Genomic DNA, 16,464 nt, shown 5'->3' with positions numbered 1-16,464 from the left:
CGGCCTTGGGGCCGTCGGCCGTCCCCGCCCGGACCGCGCGCAGCGCCACGGTCTCGTCGTCGCGCGCCGCCCGTCGCCCGACCGGCGCCTGTCCGCCTGGCGTTTGCCCGGTCGGCGGCTGCGCCGGAGCCCCCGTCTCGGACACCCGCGGCAGCACGGCCGTCGCGTCTGCGTCGGCGGGCGAGGCGGGCCCGGCGGGTGCCACGGGGGCGGGGCGGCGATGGCGGGCCCTGGACGGGCCTCCAGGGGGCCGCTCGGAGGCCGGGGCGGCTCCCGGGGCGGACGGCGCCACCCGACCCGTCACAGACCCGGCAGCGGGCGTTCTGGCGGCCCCTGGCAGAGGCCCTGGCAGAGGCCCGGCCATGGGCCCCGTCATGGGCCCGGTGGTACGCCCCGTNNCCGGTCACGGTCCCCGGCACGAGTCCGGGCGAGGATCTGGGCAGCGGATCGGTCAGAGGGTCGTCCAGCCGCTCCACCGCCGCCGCGAACGCGTCCGTGCCCCCATAGGCGTCCGGCGGCTCGTTCGGCTCGTACGGCGCGTATGGGTCGGGCTCCCGGGCGCCTTGGGGCGCGCCCTCGCGCTCGGGGCGCAGTGCGGTCACTCGCCGGCCTTACCGCCGACCGCCCCCACCACGGGGGCCAGGCCCGCCGACCGCCCCACCGCCCCCGTGTCGCCGCACTCCTCGAGCCAGTTGGCGAGCATCCGGTGCCCCCACTCGGTGAGCACCGACTCGGGATGGAACTGCACGCCCTCCACGGGCAGCCGACGGTGGCGCAGCCCCATCGCGATGCCCGTCTCCGTCCAGGCCGTGATCTCCAACTCGTCCGGGACGGTGTCCCGTTCGACGGCCAGCGAGTGGTAGCGGGTGGCGGTGAAGGGCGACGGAAGCCCCTTGAAGACGCCGGCGCCCTCGTGCGTCACGCGCGAGGTCTTGCCGTGCAGCAGCTCGGGGGCGCGCCCGACGACCCCGCCGTACGCGACGGCCATGGACTGCATCCCCAGGCAGACGCCGAAGACCGGCACGCCGGTGCGCGCGCAGTGCCGCACCATGTCGACGCAGACGCCCGCCTCCTCGGGGGTGCCGGGGCCCGGGGACAGCAGGACGCCGTCGAAGCCGTCCTGGGCGTGGTCGAGGGCCACCTCGTCGTTGCGCAGCACCTCGCACTCGGCGCCGAGTTGGTAGAGGTACTGGACCAGGTTGAAGACGAAGCTGTCGTAGTTGTCGACGACCAGGATGCGCGCGCTCACCGGGGGCCCGCCATTCCCTCGTCGACCGTCACATCGCCGAACGGCAGCAGGGGCTCCGCCCACGGGAAGACGTACTGGAAGAGCACGAAGACGATCGCCAGCACCAGTACGAGCGAAATCAGCGCCCGCACCCATGCGTTGCCCGGCAGATGCCGCCAGATCCAGCCGTACATGCCATCCCTACTCACGACGAAGAAGTCGATTGCAGCACCAGAGTAAGGGGCCGGGCCTGGGGCCGGTGGGTCAGCTGAGCAAAGCTTCCGGCTTGCCTTCGGTCACTGGACGGGTGGCGTCCAGATGTGCCCAGGCGATCAGCCGATGGCTGTGCCCCCACTCCGGCTCACAGGTCGTGAGGGTCAGATAGCGGCCCGGCCCCCGGAACCCGGACGCGCGCGGCACCGGGTCGATGACGCCGACGTCGGTGGGCAGGGTGCGGTAGGGCCGCTTGTCGATGCGGTACGTGTACCAGGTCGTGCCGTCGCTGAGCACCACGGCGTCGCCGGGGCGCAGCCGGGGGAAGTCCTTGAAGGGGTCGCCGTAGGTGCGGCGGTGCCCGGCGACGGCGAAATTGCCCCGGGCGCCGAGCCGGGCGGTGCGGGTGTAGTGACCAAGCCCCTTCTTCAGGATGTCGGTCCCGGTGCCTTGAAGGACCGGCTTGGCCCAGTCGGCGCCGAAGCGGGGGATGTACATGATCGCGAAGGACGCGCCGTCCCGGTACGGCTCCGGTTCGGACCGGCGCGGCGTCGCCTCGGCGCCGGCGACCGGGCCGGTCGCCCATCGGTCCTGGAGCCGGTCGATCTCCCCGTCCATCGCGCGGTCGGCGCGGACACCGGTCCAGTACAAGACGTAGACGACGAAGAGGACGGTCAGGGTGCCCACAGTGAGGCAGATCTCACTGAGCGTCCTGACGATCAGTCGCACCCTCATCGACCGCACACCTGTCCATGTTCTCCGCGTTTACCGCGTTTGCTGCGTTTATCGCGTCTTCGCGTTTCACCGGGGCTGGGCGTAGTGCAGGTCCACTGTGCCGGAGTAGCCGGGAAGAGTCACCCTGTCGTGCTGGGCGACTTTCCAGCCGAGCCCGTACGCCTCGACATAGCTGCGGTAGTTCTCGATGGCGGGTGAGGCGGCCAGCGCGGTGCGCAGCTTGCCCCGGTCTCCGACGGCGGTGATGGTGTACGGCGGGGAGTAGACCCGGCCCTGGAGGATCAGGGTGTTGCCGACGCAGCGCACCGCGCTGGTCGAGATCAGCCGCTGGTCCATGACCTTGATCCCCCGCGCTCCGCCCTGCCACAGCGCGTTGACCACGGCCTGCAGGTCCTGCTGGTGGATGACCAGGTCGTTGGGTTGCGGCTCGGGCACTCCGGGGATCTTCGCCGTCGCGTTCGGCGGGGCGTCGGTGAGGGTGACGGAGAGCCCCGTTCCGGTGAGCTTCTGGGTGCCCGCGTCCCGCTCCAACGCGGCGAGCCGGCGGCGCTCGGCGTCCGTGGCGCCGTTGTCGCGGCGGGCGAGGGCGTCGACCCGCGAGCGGAGCTGGGCGGTGCTGTCGTCGAGCCCGGCGTTCTTGCGGCTGCGCTCCTGGATGAGGTCGGACAGCCTCAGCATCGACTCGTCACTGCGGAGATTGGTGCCCTGCGCGGTGTCGAAACTGGTCCAGAAGATCAGTCCGGCGAGCGCGAAAACCGCGGCGGTCAGCAGCCGGACGGGACGGAAGGCGGGGCGGCGGGGGCCCGGGTTGGGGGTGCCGGCGGAATTGCTCAACGTACCCTTACTCCTTACGACGCCGCGGAAGGACTACGCTAACGGACGCCCCGAGTGAAGGGTGTGGTCCCCCGCCCCAGCCCCGACCCGGTGCCGTCCGTACCAATACCGCGCGGTCACGCAGCGCATCGACAGGAGAGTTCCTCGTGCCGAAGTCACGGATCCGCAAGAAGGACGACTTCACGCCGCCGCCGGCGAAGCAGGCCACTAACATCAGTCTGCACAGCGGCCGCCGGTGGGTGGCTCCGTTGATGCTGGCGATGTTCCTCATCGGCCTCGCCTGGATCGTGATGTTCTACGTGACGACCGGGGATATGCCTGTCGATTCCCTGGGCAACTGGAACATCGTGGTCGGCTTCGGCTTCATCGCCGCCGGGTTCGTGGTCTCCACTCAGTGGAAGTAGGATCGTCCCTCCGATCCTCCGCACCCCGGTCGTCCACAGAGTTATCCACAGCCGGGGAAAACTCAGAAGATCTGTGGATAACTTCCGCCGCATTGACGCCGGTGTGATCGGCCGAACACATCCGTTCGACCGCTCACACCTGCTCCTGCCTGGGGAAACGCAGATGAGTGCGGGCCCGCACTGATGTTCTCCACAGCTTGCACAAGATCAGGCGCTTGCTGTGGACAACTGTGCTGTGGACATCCCCGATGCGGCGGAAGCTGCGGCGCTTGCGTACGGCCGGTTCCGGCCGGTCAGCCGGTGAGCTGCACCGTCCGCAGCCACACCACCGCGACGATCGCGAGCAGCATCAGCGCGCAGGTGAGCCGCTGCACCAGCGCGCGCTTCTCGCGCGGGGCGTGCACCATCCCGTACGCCACAGCCGTGCCCACGACCAGGCCGCCGACATGGGCCTGCCAGGCGATGCCGGACCAGGCGAATGTGAAGATCAGGTTGAGCACGAGCAGCGCGATGACCGGCCGCATGTCGTAGTTGAGGCGGCGCATCAGGACCGCCGTCGCGCCGAGCAGGCCGAAGATCGCCCCGGAGGCGCCGAGTGAGGGCTGGTTCTGCGCGGCGAGCAAATACGACAGCGCGCTGCCACCCAGCCCGGCCAGCAGATACACCGCGAGATAGCGCGCCCGGCCGAGCGCCGCCTCCAGCGGCCCGCCGAGCCACCACAGCGAGAGCATGTTGAAGGCGATGTGATACGCCTGCTGGTGCAGGAACATCGCGGTGACCAGCCGATACCACTGGCCCTCGGCGACCCCCACCAGCCCGGCCGCGGTGGGGTCGTACGCCCGGCCCACCAGATCCAGCGCGTTCACAAACCGGTCGCCGATCGCGAGCGCCACGAACCACACGGCGAGATTGAGGCCGATGAGGATCTTGGTGACCAGCCGCGGGTCGGCGGTGAGCGCGCCGCCCGCTATCGTGCGCGGCCTGGCGTCCCGCACCGGGTGCCCCGTCGGGACACGCCCCCCGGAGGAGCCCTGTGCACCGCCGCGCACGCACTCCGGGCACTGGAAACCGACCGAGGCGCTGATCATGCACTCGGGGCAGATCGGCCGCTCGCAGCGGACACAGCTTATGCCGGTCTCCCGCTGCGGATGCCGATAGCAGCAGACCGCCTGGTCCTCCATCGTCTCCCCTTGCCCTGCACTCCATGCTCCCACCGGGCCCACGTGCCCGCCTGCCTGCCGTCAAGACGGACAGGCGGGGCGCGGAGTTCCCGCCACCGGTCCAGCGAGGCCCGGCACGGGCCCGGCACGCGGCGGAAGCCGGCTGCATCGACATGCGGCTCCGCCGTGGCGATGACGGCCTCGAGGTCAGCCCTCGGGTTCAGCCCTCGCGGGTCTCCACGACGACCGACTCGATGACCACGTCGTTGAGCGGGCGGTCGGTGCGCGGGTTGGTCGAGGTGCCCGCGATCGCGTCGATGACCTTCTTGCCCGCCTCGTCGACGACCTCGCCGAAGATGGTGTGCTTGCCGGTCAGCCACGCGGTCGGCGCGACGGTGATGAAGAACTGCGAGCCGTTGGTACCCGGGCCGGCGTTGGCCATCGCCAGCAGGTACGGCTTGTTGAACGCCAGGTCCGGGTGGAACTCGTCGCCGAACTCGTAGCCGGGGCCACCGGTGCCGTTGCCCAGCGGGTCACCGCCCTGGATCATGAAGCCGCTGATCACGCGGTGGAAGACGGTGCCGTCGTACAGCTTCTCCTTGGCCCGCTTGCCGGTCGCCGGGTGGGTCCACTCACGGGTGCCCTCGGCGAGCTCCACGAAGTTCTTGACCGTCTTGGGGGCGTGGTTCGGCAGCAGCCGGACCACGATGTCGCCATTGTTCGTCTTCAGGGTGGCGTAGAGCTGCTCAGCCACGATCTACCTTCCATAGTTTTCATTGCGGTCCCTTGATCCTCGCACGGACGCCGCGACGACGCGTACCCACGAAGCGGCGCGCGGCACACACGATTCATACCGGCCCGGACGGGAACCCGTACGTGCCCCGGATGCCCGGCCGCGCGTGCCCGGCACCCTGCATACAGGCATGATCGTCACAAACAGGCATGATCTTTCATGAAACGGAAAGGGGAGGATCCCGTGACCCGCATGGAGAGCGTGCGAGCCGCGACCGGCACCGCCAAGGGCAGCGTCTTGCACGCGGCGGAGGTGGTGGCGCCCTACGCCGGTACGGCCAAGGACGCCGCCACGCGCTACGCGCACACGGCTCGCGTACGGCTGGGGCCGAAGGTCTCACACGCCGCGCACCAGGCCCGCTACACCGCAGGCAACCAGTACCACGTGCATATCGCGCCGCGGCTGACCCAGGCCCGCGGCACCCTGCCGCGCGGGGTCGACGACGCCGCCACCCGGGCCGCCGCCCGCACCCGCAAGGCGGCGCGCGAGGCCGCGCGGTACACCGGGCCGCGCGTCCAGCACGCGGTGGCCGAGGCGCGCGCCACCGCCGGGCCGGTGTGCGAGGAGGCCGTCACCCGCAGCGCCGCGGCCCTCGCCGCCCTGCGTGACCATGTGACCGCGGCCGACATCCACAAGCTCGCCAGGCGCCGCCGCAGGAGGGACCGCACCGGCCGCATCGCCAAGCGCACGGCCTTCGTCGGCCTCGTGGGCGCGGGGATCTTCACCGCGTGGAAGTGGTGGGACAGGCAGGCCAACCCCGACTGGCTGGTCGAGCCCCCGGCGGCGACCGAACTGAGCGGGCGCGAGCCGCTGACGTCGGTGGACGGCAGCGACCAGTCCGCACTCGACCCGGAGGCGCAGACCAAGCAGGCGAACGAGAACGATCGCTGAGCCGGGCCGGTCAGCGGGCGGCGACGCGCTCGCTGTACCGGCGCCGCTCCAGAAAGATCTCCGTGAAGACCGAGACCTTGGCACGCAACGCCCAGGGGTCGAACGGCTTGGCGATGTAATCCACCGCACCGGCCGCGTATCCCCGGGAGGAGTGCTCCGGATCGGCGCCCATCGCGGTCATGAAAATGATCGGGATGTCCCGGTTGCGGGTCCGCCGCTGGATATGGGCCGCGGTCTCATACCCATCCATCTCCGGCATCTGCACATCCAGCAGGATCACCGCGAAGTCGTCATGGTCGAGCAGGGCCTTGAGAGCTTCCTGCCCCGATGACGCGGTCACCAGCTCCTGGTCCAGCTTGGCCAGCACGGCTGCCATGGCCAGCAGGTTGTTGTGCTGGTCGTCGACCACAAGGATCTTGGGACGAGGCCCCGAGCAGGGCTTGGACATCACGGGCTCCGCGGGGGCGTCGGGCACCCCGTCCGGCGCCGGGGCCGCGGCGGGGCGCTGGGACTCCACCATGGCCAGCTGCCGCTCCAGCATCTGGCAGCGGTCCTCCGCCAGTAACCCGCGCAGCCGCACATCCTCCAGCTCCTCGGTGAGGCGCTTCACCTCGCGCTGGAGCATGTCCCGCTCCTTGATCAGCTCCGCTTGGTCGGGAAGACCCAGCTCCAGCGTGTCCGCCCGGGTGCGCTCCGTCGCCCACGCCGCTTCCAGCTGGTTCAGCCGCACCTCGAGATCGGCGATCCGGTGCTGCCGGTCGAGCAGCGCCTCCCCCAGCACGTCCTCCGTCACGCTCGACGTCCTGGCCTCCCGGTCGGCGTCCGCCAGCTGATGCTGGAGGATCTCCATGGCGTGACCGGGCGATCCGCTCGTGTGCACCGCGGCCCGGTGCAGCTCCCGCACCAGCTCGATCGCGGCCGGGGTCGCCGCGGTGCCCCGCCGCTCGGCGAGATCGGTGAACAGGTCCTGCACAAACTCCCACGGGGGGATGCGCGTCCCGCTCAGATAGCGCGAGAGCGTGCCCGGATCGCGATACCTGCGCGCGGCGTATCTGCGCACCGAGACGTCCAGCCCTTTGAACAGGTCCCGCAGCGCCAAGGCAAAATCCCGGCATTCCTGGCTCAGACCCTCACCCAAGGGCCGCAGCTCACGCATCTTGTCTCCCCGCACGGCGGATCGCGCCGACCAGACGACTCCCGGACCACATGCCCGAGTTGAGGCCAGAGTGAGGCATTCCAAAGGTGTTGCACGCGACAACGGCGAGAGCGGCAACACTGGGCAACATATGGGAGGACAATGCCCCGGAACGGCGCTGCCGGCCCGCGCGGGCCAACCACGCCAAGGCACCCGCGGGACTTGGGCGGCAAGACAAACCGGCCAGGGCACGCTTCTGGTGTCCTGGCCGGTGACGAAAGTGGAGCCTAGGAGAGTCGAACTCCTGACATCCGCCATGCAAAGACGGCGCTCTACCAACTGAGCTAAGGCCCCGTCGCCGATCAGGATACCTGGTTGTGGCCCCCTTTCCCGACCGGGTATCGCTCGCGCGTACCGCCCTCCGTAGGATGCCACGCAAGATTCGCTGCAGCGAAGCGAAGGGGAGAGCGAATGGACGCAGCACAGCAGGATGCCACCGCCCGCGCACGGGAGCTGCAGCGCAGCTGGTACGGGGAACCGCTGGGGGCGCTCTTCCGTCGTCTCATCGACGATCTCGGACTCAACCAGGCCCGCCTCGCCGCCGTCCTCGGTCTGTCCGCGCCCATGCTCTCTCAGCTGATGAGCGGCCAGCGAGCCAAGATCGGCAACCCGGCCGTCGTCCAGCGGGTACAGGCCCTGCAGGAGCTGTCGAGCCAGGCGGCGGACGGCCGGGTCAGCGCCGCCGAGGCCGCCGAGCGCATGGAGGAGATCAAGAAGTCCGCGGGCGGCTCCGTGCTGAACACCACACAGACCACGGCGAGCACCGGCGCCCCCACCGTGCGGCGCGTGGTCCGCGAGATCCAGTCGCTGCTGCGCTCGGTATCCGCCGCGGGCGACATCATCGACGCCGCCGACACCCTCGCCCCCACCCACCCGGAGCTGGCAGAGTTCCTCCGGGTGTACGGCGCCGGGCGGACCGCCGAGGCGGTCGCCCACTACGAGGCGCACCAGAACTGATGGGCTGATGGACTGCTGACGAGCCGATGAGTGGGCGGGGGCCGCGCGATGGGTGAAGTCTTCGCGGGCCGGTACGAGCTGGTCGACCCGATCGGGCGCGGTGGCGTGGGCGCTGTATGGCGCGTCTGGGACCACCGGCGCCGCCGCTACGTCGCGGCGAAGGTGCTGCAGCAGCGCGACGCGCACACCTTGCTGCGGTTCGTACGGGAACAGGCGCTGCGTATCGACCACCCCTATGTGCTGGCACCGGCCAGCTGGGCGGCGGACGACGACAAGGTGCTGTTCACCATGGACCTGGTGGGCGGCGGCTCGCTCGCCCACCTCATCGGGGACTACGGCCCGCTGCCGCCGCGCTATGTGTGCACGCTGCTCGACCAGTTGCTCTCCGGCCTGGCGGCGGTGCACGCGGAAGGCGTGGTCCACCGCGACATCAAACCCGCGAACATCCTGCTGGAGGCCACCGGGACCGGTCGGCCGCATGTGCGGCTGTCCGACTTCGGCATCGCGCTCACGAAGGGAGAACCCCGGCTCACCGAGGCCAACTACGTGATGGGGACGCCCGGTTACTTCGCGCCCGAGCAGATGATGGGCGAGGAGCCGGACTTCCCCGCCGACCTCTTCGCGGTCGGGCTGGTGGCCCTGTATCTGCTCAGCGGGCACAAACCGGACGCGGACGCCCTGATCAAGCTGTTCGAGCAGGGCGTGCCGAACGCGCCCACGGGGGTGCCCGAGCCGCTGTGGCAGGTGATTGCGAATCTGCTGCAGCCCGATCCCGAGGACCGGTTCCGCACGGCCACAGGGGCGCGCAAGGCACTTCTCGCGGCCACCGAGATGCTGCCCGAGCCCGGCATCGACGACGAGATGATCGAGGTCTTCGACCATCTCGGGCCGCTCCCCGAGGGGTTCGGGCCCGAAGGCCCCTTCCGGACGATCCGACGGGCGGGCGCGGACACCAAGGCCGACACCAAGGCCGACACCGACACCGGCACCGGCACTGGCACTGGCACAGGCACCGGCACCGGCACGGCCCATGCGCACAACGGCCCGACACCCCAGCCGCCGGGCCCCCAGGGACCCATCACGCCGCCGCCGTCCGAGCCGCCCCTGTTCTTGTCCGGGTCGGGCAGCACGCCGGTGCCGTCGGGCACCTCGTGGGTGCCCTTCTTGTAGTACTCGAACCAGGACAGGACGGTGGCCAGATACTCCTGCGAGTGGTTGTACCCGAGGATCGCCTTGTCCAGATCGGCCTTGATCGACAGATCGCGGCCGCCCGCGCACAGATACGCACCGGCCGCGAGCGCGGCGTCATAGACGTTGTTCGGGTTCTTCTCGCCGTCGCCGTTGCCGTCCCGGCCCCAGCTGGCCCAGGTGGACGGGATGAACTGCATGGGCCCGACCGCCCGGTCGTGGGTGGTGTCCCCGTCGTACGCGCCGCCGTCGGTGTCGGTGATCCGGGCGAAGCCGTTGCCGTTGAGCACCGGGCCCAGGATGGGCGTGTACGTCGTGCCCTCGGCGTCGACCCGGCCGCCGCGCGCCTGGCCGGACTCGACCTTGCCGATGGCGGCGAGCAGCTGCCAGGGCAGGTTGCAGCCGGGCTTGGACTCCTTGAGGGCCGACTCGGCCTTCTTGTACGCGTCGAGCACCGTCGCGGGGATGCCCGCCTCGGCGGCCGCGACGTCGTCCGGCAGCCCCGGCAGATCGATGGAGGTGCCGGGCTTGCCGGGCTTCTGCAGGGGTGGCAGATCGGTGTGGTACGACGAGCCGCCGTCGATGGGGGTGTCCACGGACGGCGGGGCCGGCTTCTCACCGGCGGCGCTGTCGTGGTGTTGGTCCCGGGCCGTACCGGCGAGCCCGGGGGCCTGTGAGGCGGTGAGAGCGGCCATCACGACCGCCGCCACCGCCGTCGTGGCCGCCCCCTTGCGCAGTCGTCGGCCGATGTGCGGTGCCATGCGTATGTCCCTCCCTGTCGAGCAGTGAGCGCGCTCCCCCGCGCCAACCCCCGTGACACTACGGCAATTTGCCGCCCCACAGCTACCAGTACGTACCGCCCATATCGCCCCTCGCGGCCAGCCCCTCAGGCCCGGAAACGGCCCCTAATGCGCCGCCGATTCCCAGTCCGTTCCGGCCCCGACGGACACGTCGAGCGGGGCCCGGAGGTGGAAGGCTCCGGCCATTTCCCGGCGCACCAGGGCCTCCACCTGCTCCCGCTCCCCCGGGGCGACCTCCACCACGATTTCGTCGTGCACCTGGAGCAGCATCCGCGACGACAATTTCTCCTTTGTCAACGCCTCGTCCACCCGAAGCATCGCGATCTTCACGATGTCGGCGGCGGTGCCCTGAATCGGCGCGTTGAGCGCCATGCGTTCGGCCATCTCACGGCGCTGGCGGTTGTCGCTGTTGAGGTCCGGGAGATAGCGGCGGCGGCCGAGCATGGTCTCCGTGTAGCCCGTGGCCCGGGCCTCGTCGACGACGCGCTGGAGATAGTCGCGCACCCCGCCGAACCGCTCGAAGAAGGTGTCCATCAGCTTGCGCGCCTCGTCCGGGGTGATGCCCAGCTGCTGGGACAGGCCGAACGCCGACAGCCCGTACGCCAGCCCGTACGACATCGCCTTGATCTTGCGGCGCATCTCCGGGTCGACCTCGGACTTGGCCACGCCGAAGACCTGGGAGGCGACGGTGGTGTGCAGGTCCTCGCCGGAGGTGAACGCCTCGATCAGGCCCTCGTCCTCGGACAGATGGGCCATGACGCGCAGCTCGATCTGGCTGTAGTCGGCGGTCAGCAGCGACTCGAAGCCCTCGCCGACGACGAAGCCGCGCCGGATGGCCCGACCCTCCTCGGTGCGCACATGGACGTTCTGCAGATTGGGGTCGGTGGAGGAGAGCCGGCCGGTGGCCGCCACGGTCTGGTTGAAGGTGGTGTGGATGCGGCCGCCGGGAGCGATGGCCTTGATCAGGCCCTCGACGGTGGAGCGGAGCCGGGCCTGCTCGCGGTGGCGCAGCATGATCACCGGGAGTTCGTGGTCGGTCTGCGTGGCCAGCCAGGCCAGCGCGTCCGCGTCCGTCGTGTACCCGGTCTTGATCTTCTTGGTCTTGGGCAGGCCGAGCTCGCCGAAGAACACCTCCTGGAGCTGCTTGGGGGACCCGAGGTTGAACTCATGGCCCACCGCGTCGTGTGCCTCCTTGACGGCCTGCTGTACAGCCCCGGCGAACCGCTGGTCCATGCGGTCCAGCCAGTCCCGGTCCGCCGCGATGCCCGCCTTCTCCATACGGGCCAGCAGCGCGGAGATGGGCAGCTCGACATCGCGCAGCAGCTCCACCGCGCCGACCTCGGCGAGCCGCCGGCCGAACGCCTCGCCGAGGTCCAGGATCGTCCGGGCCTGGATCATCAGGGCGTCTTGCTCGGCCTGCTCGTCGGCGCCGAAGGCCAGCTGCCCGCTCTCCGCGGCGGCGGCCGGGGACAGCTCGCGGCCCAGGTACTCGACGGACAGGGCGTCCAGCGCGAAGGAGCGGCGGCCGGGCTTGACCAGATAGGCGGCGAGCGCGGTGTCCATGGCGGCCCCGGCCACGGCCCAGCCCTGCTCGTCGAAGACTCGCATCACGCGCTTGGCGTCATGCATCACCTTCGGCCGCTCCGGGTCCGCGATCCAGTCGGCGAAGGCCCGCTCGTCAGGCTCGTCCACCGCCGACGGGTCGAAGCAGACGGCCGGTCCCGAGGCGGCGGCCAGGGCGATCTGGCTGACGCTGCCGCTGCCCAGCGCCCAGGTGTCGACGGTGGCCAGGCCCAGCGGCCCGGCGCCGTGCCGCTCCAGCCAGGGGGCCAGCTCGCCCGAACCGATCACCACGCCGTCCACCTCGACGCCGGGGGCCGCGGCCGCGGGCTCCTCCTCGGCGGCGCCGGGGTCGACGGCCAGGACGCGGTCCCGGAAGTTCTGGTGGCGGAACTCCAACGCGTCCATGATCACCGACAGCGCCTGCCGGTCGTACGGAATGCGCTTGAGGCCGTCGGGGCCGGCTGGCAGCTCGACGTCCCGCACCAGCTCGGTCAGCCGGCGGTTGAGCTTGACGGACTCCAGGTGCTCGCGGAGCTTGTCGCCGACCTTGCCCTTGACCTCCGCGACCCGCTCCACCAGCTCGGCGAAGGAGCCGAACTGGTTGATCCACTTCGCGGCGGTCTTCTCCCCGACGCCCGGGATGCCGGGGAGGTTGTCCGACGGGTCGCCGCGCAGCGCGGCGAAGTCCGGGTACTGCCGCGGGGTGAGGCCGTACTTCTCCTCGACCTTGGCGGGGGTGAAACGCGTCAGCTCGGAGACGCCCTTCGTCGGGTAGAGGACCGTGACATGGTCGCTGACCAGCTGGAACGAGTCGCGGTCGCCCGTGACGATCAGCACCTCGAACCCCTCGGCCTCGGCCTGGGTGGCGAGGGTGGCGATGATGTCGTCGGCCTCGAAGCCGTCCACCGCGAAGCGGGTGATGCTCATCGCGTCGAGCATTTCGCCGATCAGCTCGACCTGGCCCTTGAACTCGTCGGGGGCCTTGGAGCGGTTCGCCTTGTACTCGGTGAACTGCTCGGAGCGCCAGGTCTTGCGCGAGACGTCGAACGCCACGGCCAGATGCGTGGGCTGCTCATCACGGAGCGTGTTCACCAGCATCGAGGTGAAGCCGTAGATCGCGTTGGTGGTCTGGCCGGTGGTGGTGTTGAAGTTCTCCGCCGGCAGCGCGAAGAATGCCCGATATGCCAGGGAATGCCCATCCAGCAGGAGCAGCCGGGGGCGGTCTCCCGCACGGTCGGCGGTCGCGGGCGCTGCGGTCTTCTTCGATGCTTTCTCTGCCACGCCCCCGATCCTGCCACGCCCCACCGACAACGCTCGCCGTCTCCCGCCCGAGAACCGCCCCGACTCCCGTCCCAGAACCAGGTGCGCCATGAAAGGATCGGTTGCTCTGTGAAAGGTCGGAGTGAGTCCGAGCGCGTAGCGCGCGATGGGAGAAGCGATATGGCAGCCAAGCCGCCCGCGGGCGACCCCGTGCAGGACGCACCCGAAGTAGCCGCCCCACAGCACGCCGCCGCCGGGCTGCCCGCCATCGGCCATACGCTGCGCATAGCCCAGCGCCAGATGGGCGTGCGCCGCACCGCGCTCACCCTCCTCAAGGTCAACCAGAAGAACGGCTTCGACTGCCCCGGCTGCGCCTGGCCCGAGGGGGACAAGCGGCACAAGGCCGAGTTCTGCGAGAACGGCGCCAAGGCCGTCGCCGAGGAGGCGACGCTGCGCCGCGTCACCCCCGACTTCTTCGCCGCCCACCCCGTCGCCGACCTCGCCACCCGCAGCGGCTACTGGCTCGGCCAGCAGGGCCGCCTCACCCAGCCGATGTATCTGCCCGAGGGCGCCGAGTCGTACGAGCCGGTGACCTGGGAGCGCGCCTTCGACATCATCGCCGAGGAACTGACCGCCCTCGCCTCCCCCGACGAGGCCGTGTTCTACACCTCGGGGCGCACCAGCAACGAGGCCGCCTTCCTCTACCAGCTCTTCGCCCGCGAATTCGGCACCAACAACCTGCCCGACTGCTCGAACATGTGCCATGAGTCCTCCGGCTCGGCGCTGACCGAAACCCTTGGCGTGGGCAAGGGCAGCGTGCTGCTGGACGACCTCCACCAGGCCGATCTGATCATCGTGGCCGGCCAGAACCCGGGCACCAACCACCCGCGGATGCTCTCCGCCCTGGAGCGCGCGAAGGCCGGCGGCGCGAAGATCATCAGCATCAACCCGCTGCCCGAGGCGGGCCTGGAGCGGTTCAAGAACCCGCAGACCCCGCGCGGCCTGGTAGGCGGCGGCACCGCGCTCACCGATCTCTTCCTGCAGATCCGGCTGGGCGGCGACCAGGCCCTCTTCCGCGCCCTGAACCGGCTGATCCTGGAGGCCGCGGAGACCACCCCCGGCGCGGGCGCGGTCGATGAGGCGTTCATCCGCGAGCACACCCACGGGTTCGAGGAGTTCGCCGCCGCGGCGCGCGCCGCCGACTGGGACGAGACCCTGCGCGCCACGGGCCTGGAGCGGGCCGAGATCGACCGGGCGCTTGCGATGGTCCTCGCCTCCCAGCGCACCATCGTGTGCTGGGCCATGGGCCTGACCCAGCACAAGCACTCCGTGCCCACCATCCGGGAGGTCGTCAACTTCCTGCTGCTGCGGGGCAATGTGGGCCGTCCCGGCGCCGGGGTGTGCCCGGTGCGCGGGCACAGCAATGTGCAGGGCGACCGCACCATGGGCATCTTCGAGCGCCCCGCCCCGGCCTTCCTGGACGCCCTGGAGCGGGAGTTCGGCTTCGCCCCGCCCCGCGAGCACGGCTTCGACGTCGTACGGGCCATCCGGGCGCTGCGCGACGGACAGGCCAAGGTCTTCTTCGCCATGGGCGGCAACTTCGTCTCCGCCTCCCCCGACACGGAGGTCACCGAGGCCGCGATGCGCCGCGCCCGGCTCACCGTCCATGTGTCCACCAAACTGAACCGGTCCCATGTGGTCACCGGCGCGCGGGCGCTCATCCTGCCCACGCTCGGCCGCACCGAGCGCGATCTGCAGGGCGGCGGCGAGCAGTTCATCACCGTCGAGGACTCCATGGGCATGGTGCACGCCTCGCGCGGCAGCCTTACGCCCGCGAGCCCCGGGCTGCTCTCGGAGCCCGCCATCGTCGCCCGGCTGGCCCGTCGGGTGCTGGGCGCCGAAAGCCGCACCCCTTGGGAGGAGTTCGAGAAGGACTACGGCACGATCCGCGACCGTATCGCGGCCGTGATCCCCGGCTTCGACGACTTCAACGCCCGGGTCGCCAGGCCCGGCGGCTTCGCGCTGCCGCACGCCCCGCGCGACTCCCGCAGCTTCCCCACCGCCACCGGCAAGGCCAACTTCACCGCCGCGCCCGTCGAGTATCCGCGGGTCCCCGAGGGCCGGCTGCTGCTGCAGACCCTCCGCTCGCACGACCAGTACAACACCACCATCTACGGCCTGGACGACCGCTACCGGGGCATCAAGAACGGCCGCCGCGTGGTGCTGGTCAACCCCGACGACGCGCGCGAGCTCGGCCTCGCCGACGGCTCGTACACGGACCTGGTCAGCGAGTGGACGGACGGCAGCGAGCGCCGCGCGCCCGGCTTCCGGGTCGTCCACTACCCGACCGCGCGCGGCTGCGCGGCGTCCTACTACCCGGAGACCAACGTCCTGGTCCCGCTGGACTCGACGGCCGACACCAGCAACACCCCCGCCAGCAAGTCCGTGGTGGTCCGCCTGGAACAAGCCCACCCCGCCTAAGCGTTTGCTCAGTCGACTGACAGGATTCGGCCATCAGCACAACGACGGCAGGACACCCGAGCGAAATGGAGCAGGACCCCATGGGCGAGCAGACCGGTGCGACCTTCCCGCAAGAGGTCATCGACGAGTACGCGGCGCTCGGCGTGGACCTCCCCGCGCTGTTCTCCGCCGGGCACCTCGGCACCCGCATGGGCGTGCAGATCCTCGAGGCCTCCGCCGACCGCGTGGTGGGCACGATGCCGGTCGAGGGCAACACCCAGCCGTACGGGCTGCTGCACGGCGGCGCCTCGGCGGTACTGGCCGAAACCCTCGGCTCGGTCGGCTCGATGCTCCACGGCGGCAGCGCCAAGATCGCTGTCGGTGTGGACCTCAACTGCACCCACCACCGCGGGGTCCGCTCCGGCCTGGTGACCGGCGTCGCCACGCCCGTCCACCGTGGCCGCTCCACCGCCACGTACGAGATCGTCATCACCGACGAACAGGACCGGCGCGTCTGCACGGCCCGACTGACGTGCATGCTGCGCGAGGTCGCTGTGGACGAGGCGCTGACCAACCTGCCCGAGGACGGCTCGGCGCGCTGACGGCGCTGACGGCCGCCGCGCGCAAGGCCGTTGCCCGCCCGCCGGGGCGGCTCTACCGTTTCCCCATGGGGGCATCGACCAGCCGATCGACCCGTACGCGCACCCGGCCCGCCGCCGTCTGCGCCCTCGCGCTGACACTCGCCACGGCCGCGGGCGCATGCGCCGAGCCGGAGTCCCACCC

General features: G+C 70.7%; 13 protein-coding genes, 1 tRNA gene and 3 pseudogenes. 6 read left to right on the top strand and 11 right to left on the bottom strand.

The features are described 5' to 3' along the window. From CCN51_RS56470 to CCN51_RS19745, 5 genes and pseudogenes are all read right to left on the bottom strand, one after another. Positions 1–205 (bottom strand): annotated as a pseudogene (locus CCN51_RS56470) (hypothetical protein); the annotation flags it as partial. Between the two features lie 393 nt (positions 206–598). Beyond that, complete coding sequence (locus CCN51_RS19760) at positions 599–1,249, bottom strand: aminodeoxychorismate/anthranilate synthase component II (RefSeq protein ID WP_014177987.1); 651 nt, start codon at positions 1,247–1,249, stop codon at positions 599–601. After that, entirely contained in the window at positions 1,246–1,437 is a 192-nt protein-coding gene (locus CCN51_RS54390) for a hypothetical protein (protein WP_143667732.1), read from the bottom strand. Before CCN51_RS54390 ends, CCN51_RS19760 begins: the two co-directional genes overlap by 4 nt. A gap of 55 nt (positions 1,438–1,492) precedes the next feature. Continuing rightward, entirely contained in the window at positions 1,493–2,176 is a 684-nt protein-coding gene (locus CCN51_RS19750) for a class E sortase (RefSeq protein ID WP_014177985.1), read from the bottom strand. Positions 2,177–2,242: 66 nt separating this feature from the next. Further along, positions 2,243–3,010, bottom strand: coding sequence for a DUF881 domain-containing protein (locus tag CCN51_RS19745; protein ID WP_014177984.1), 768 nt, complete (start codon positions 3,008–3,010; stop codon positions 2,243–2,245). Positions 3,011–3,156: 146 nt separating this feature from the next. Here CCN51_RS19745 and crgA point away from each other — a divergent pair, with 146 nt between their 5' ends. Next, positions 3,157–3,414: a cell division protein CrgA gene (gene crgA, locus CCN51_RS19740; protein ID WP_014177983.1), complete on the top strand. Its 258-nt coding sequence runs from the start codon at positions 3,157–3,159 to the stop codon at positions 3,412–3,414. A gap of 293 nt (positions 3,415–3,707) precedes the next feature. On the opposite strand, the gene CCN51_RS19735 is transcribed toward crgA, so the two are convergent. Together CCN51_RS19735 and CCN51_RS19730 are read right to left on the bottom strand one after the other, a co-directional pair. Continuing rightward, positions 3,708–4,595: a rhomboid family intramembrane serine protease gene (locus tag CCN51_RS19735; RefSeq protein WP_014177982.1), complete on the bottom strand. Its 888-nt coding sequence runs from the start codon at positions 4,593–4,595 to the stop codon at positions 3,708–3,710. A gap of 199 nt (positions 4,596–4,794) precedes the next feature. Continuing rightward, entirely contained in the window at positions 4,795–5,328 is a 534-nt protein-coding gene (locus CCN51_RS19730; RefSeq protein ID WP_014177981.1) for a peptidylprolyl isomerase, read from the bottom strand. A 222-nt stretch (positions 5,329–5,550) separates the two neighbouring features. Here CCN51_RS19730 and CCN51_RS19725 point away from each other — a divergent pair, with 222 nt between their 5' ends. Continuing rightward, positions 5,551–6,258 carry a DUF5324 family protein gene (locus CCN51_RS19725; protein ID WP_014177980.1) on the top strand — a complete coding sequence of 236 codons (708 nt, stop codon included), beginning with the start codon at positions 5,551–5,553 and terminating at the stop codon, positions 6,256–6,258. Between the two features lie 10 nt (positions 6,259–6,268). Here CCN51_RS19725 and CCN51_RS19720 read toward each other — a convergent pair whose 3' ends face one another. Continuing rightward, entirely contained in the window at positions 6,269–7,414 is a 1,146-nt protein-coding gene (locus CCN51_RS19720) for a response regulator (RefSeq protein ID WP_043487251.1), read from the bottom strand. Between the two features lie 260 nt (positions 7,415–7,674). Next, positions 7,675–7,747, bottom strand: a tRNA-Ala gene (locus CCN51_RS19715). A 117-nt stretch (positions 7,748–7,864) separates the two neighbouring features. Between CCN51_RS19715 and CCN51_RS19710 the strand changes: the two genes are divergently transcribed. Both CCN51_RS19710 and CCN51_RS19705 read left to right on the top strand, forming a co-directional pair. Further along, complete coding sequence (locus CCN51_RS19710) at positions 7,865–8,410, top strand: helix-turn-helix domain-containing protein (RefSeq protein WP_014177978.1); 546 nt, start codon at positions 7,865–7,867, stop codon at positions 8,408–8,410. A gap of 48 nt (positions 8,411–8,458) precedes the next feature. Next, positions 8,459–9,559 (top strand): annotated as a pseudogene (locus tag CCN51_RS19705) (serine/threonine-protein kinase); the annotation flags it as partial. Here CCN51_RS19705 and CCN51_RS19700 read toward each other — a convergent pair. Both CCN51_RS19700 and polA read right to left on the bottom strand, forming a co-directional pair. Beyond that, positions 9,493–10,359 (bottom strand): annotated as a pseudogene (locus tag CCN51_RS19700) (lytic transglycosylase domain-containing protein); the annotation flags it as partial. The pseudogenes CCN51_RS19705 and CCN51_RS19700 overlap by 67 nt on opposite strands. A gap of 144 nt (positions 10,360–10,503) precedes the next feature. Further along, positions 10,504–13,242 carry a DNA polymerase I gene (gene polA / locus CCN51_RS19695; RefSeq protein ID WP_014180551.1) on the bottom strand — a complete coding sequence of 913 codons (2,739 nt, stop codon included), beginning with the start codon at positions 13,240–13,242 and terminating at the stop codon, positions 10,504–10,506. Positions 13,243–13,401: 159 nt separating this feature from the next. Here polA and CCN51_RS19690 point away from each other — a divergent pair, with 159 nt between their 5' ends. Both CCN51_RS19690 and CCN51_RS19685 read left to right on the top strand, forming a co-directional pair. Next, the gene (locus tag CCN51_RS19690) at positions 13,402–15,702 is read left to right on the top strand and encodes an FdhF/YdeP family oxidoreductase (RefSeq protein ID WP_014180550.1); all 2,301 of its coding nucleotides are present in this window, start codon (positions 13,402–13,404) and stop codon (positions 15,700–15,702) included. Positions 15,703–15,782: 80 nt separating this feature from the next. Next, a complete protein-coding gene (locus CCN51_RS19685; RefSeq protein ID WP_043491993.1) occupies positions 15,783–16,283 on the top strand; it encodes a hotdog fold thioesterase in 501 nt (166 codons plus the stop codon). Positions 16,284–16,464: the final 181 nt, after the last annotated feature.

This window comes from Streptomyces milbemycinicus, assembly GCF_002154605.1.
GTDB classification, from domain to species: domain Bacteria; phylum Actinomycetota; class Actinomycetes; order Streptomycetales; family Streptomycetaceae; genus Streptomyces; species Streptomyces milbemycinicus.
The sequence above is the reverse complement of the archived record's forward strand: the minus strand, read 5'-3'. Positions and strand labels throughout refer to the sequence as shown.

Bases quoted from the DNA above. Each gene is read 5' to 3' on its own strand.
- CCN51_RS19750 (WP_014177985.1), bottom strand. From the start codon at position 2,176: ATGAGGGTGCGACTGATCGTCAGGACGCTCAGTGAGATCTGCCTCACT.
- CCN51_RS19735 (WP_014177982.1), bottom strand. From the start codon at position 4,595: ATGGAGGACCAGGCGGTCTGCTGCTATCGGCATCCGCAGCGGGAGACC.
- CCN51_RS19720 (WP_043487251.1), bottom strand. From the start codon at position 7,414: ATGCGTGAGCTGCGGCCCTTGGGTGAGGGTCTGAGCCAGGAATGCCGG.
- CCN51_RS19710 (WP_014177978.1), top strand. From the start codon at position 7,865: ATGGACGCAGCACAGCAGGATGCCACCGCCCGCGCACGGGAGCTGCAG.
- CCN51_RS19690 (WP_014180550.1), top strand. From the start codon at position 13,402: ATGGCAGCCAAGCCGCCCGCGGGCGACCCCGTGCAGGACGCACCCGAA.
- CCN51_RS19685 (WP_043491993.1), top strand. From the start codon at position 15,783: ATGGGCGAGCAGACCGGTGCGACCTTCCCGCAAGAGGTCATCGACGAG.